The organism is Micromonospora sp., from assembly GCF_048594385.1.
GTDB lineage: Bacteria > Actinomycetota > Actinomycetes > Mycobacteriales > Micromonosporaceae > Micromonospora > Micromonospora wenchangensis.
Window position 1 is genome coordinate 1 of the sequence record NZ_JBMDWU010000141.1, and the last position, 1,741, is coordinate 1,741.

The 1,741-nt window shown below is 74.2% G+C and carries 2 protein-coding genes and 1 pseudogene; 2 read left to right on the forward strand and 1 reads right to left on the reverse strand.

Going from position 1 to position 1,741, the window contains the following annotated elements:
- Together ACOJTC_RS06910 and dapF are read left to right on the forward strand one after the other, a co-directional pair.
- Positions 1–109, forward strand: a pseudogene (locus tag ACOJTC_RS06910) (tRNA (adenosine(37)-N6)-dimethylallyltransferase MiaA); the annotation flags it as partial.
- A gap of 7 nt (positions 110–116) precedes the next feature.
- Complete coding sequence (gene dapF / locus ACOJTC_RS06915) at positions 117–950, forward strand: diaminopimelate epimerase (RefSeq protein WP_420116213.1); 834 nt, start codon at positions 117–119, stop codon at positions 948–950.
- A 428-nt stretch (positions 951–1,378) separates the two neighbouring features.
- On the opposite strand, the gene ACOJTC_RS06920 is transcribed toward dapF, so the two are convergent.
- Positions 1,379–1,741: malic enzyme-like NAD(P)-binding protein (locus tag ACOJTC_RS06920; RefSeq protein WP_420116214.1), on the reverse strand; the 363-nt coding region annotated here is incomplete at its 5' end.

Genomic DNA, 1,741 nt, shown 5'->3' on the forward strand with positions numbered 1-1,741 from the left:
GCGGCAACGCTCCTGGTTCCGTCGTGACCGGCGCATCCACTGGCTGGACCCGGCCGCGCCGACGTTTGTCGAGACTGCCCTGCGGGTGGTGGCCGGGCATCGGCCATGATGGGGGCGTGGCGTTCACCAAGGGCCACGGCACCGGCAACGACTTCGTCGTCCTGCCCGATCCGGACGGCACCCTCGACCTGACCCCCGGCCTGGTCGCCGCGCTCTGCGACCGGCGGCGCGGCCTCGGCGGCGACGGCGTGCTGCGGGTCGTCCGCGCGGCGAAGCACCCCGACGGGGTCGCCCTCGCCGGTGAGGCCGAATGGTTCATGGACTACTGGAACTCCGACGGCTCGTTCGCCGAGATGTGCGGTAACGGGTCCCGGGTCTTCGTCCGCTACCTGCTGGCGACCGGGCTGGCCACCCCCACCGGCGGAACCCTGCCGGTGGCGACCCGCGCCGGCCTGGTGCGGGCCCGGGTCGACGGCGACACCATCGCCGTCGAGATGCGCCGCCCCCGGCTGTACGACGCCTCCCGCGCCGTCCTCGGCGGGCTGACCCTGCCCGGTACGGCGGTGGACGTGGGCAACCCGCACCTGGTCTGCGCCCTGCCGGCCGGAATCGAGCTGGCCGACCTGGACCTGACCCGGGCACCCGAATTCGACCCCCGGGTCTTCCCGCACGGGGTGAACGTCGAGTTCACCGCCCCCGCCGACCCGGTCGACGGCACCGACGGCCACATCCTGATGCGGGTCTACGAGCGCGGCTCGGCCGAGACCCTGTCCTGCGGCACCGGCGCCTGCGCGGTCGCCGCCGTGGCGCTGCGCGACGCCACCCTGGACACCGGTGTCGTGGCGGTGGACGTCCCCGGTGGCCGGCTCACGGTCACGGTCACCGCCGACTCCTGCTGGCTCGCCGGCCCCGCCGTCCTCGTCGCCACCGGCACCCTCACCCTCCCCTGACCGCTACCCCCCCCGCCCCACCCACACTCCGCCCTGCCTCACCCGCCGCCCCGCCCCGCTCCGCCTCGTTGATCAAGAGGTTTGCGTCAGAACCGGCGTGGCGGATGACGCAAACCTCTTGATCACCAGGCCCTGACGGGGTGGCGCGCGGTGATCAAGAGGTTCGGGTCAGAAGTGGCTGGTGGGATGACGCAAACCTCTTGATCACTGGTGCCGGACGGGAGGGTGCGCGGTGACCAAGAGGTTTGCGTCATCGAGTGCCGGTCGGGGTGACGCAAACTTCTTGATCACCGGGGCCAGCGGGACCGGGGCCAGCGAGGCCGGGGTCAGCGGGGCCGGGGCTAGCCAGGCCGGGGCCCGCCGAAGCCGGGGTGAGCCCGGCCGGGGCTGGGTCGGCTGGCGGGAGGCGGGGCTCTGAGGGGGAGGGGTCAGGGGGTGGCGCTGGCGGTGGCGGCGATCTCGGGGAGGTCGGCAGGGCCCGGGTCGGCGGCCGGCGGCGGGGTGACGGCCGGGTTCTGGGCGGCGGCCCGGACGGCGGCGGCGACCGCCGGGGCGACCCGGGAGTCGAAGACGCTCGGCACGATGACCGTCGGGTTGATCTTGTCCTCGCCGACCACGTCGGCGATGGCGCGGGCCGCCGCGATCGCCATCTCCTCGGTGAACTCCTCGGCGTGCGCGTCGAGCATGCCCCGGAACACCCCCGGGAAGGCGAGCACGTTGTTGATCTGGTTCGGCTGGTCCGAGCGACCGGTGGCGACGATCGCGGCGTGCTTGCGGGCCTCCCGGGGGTC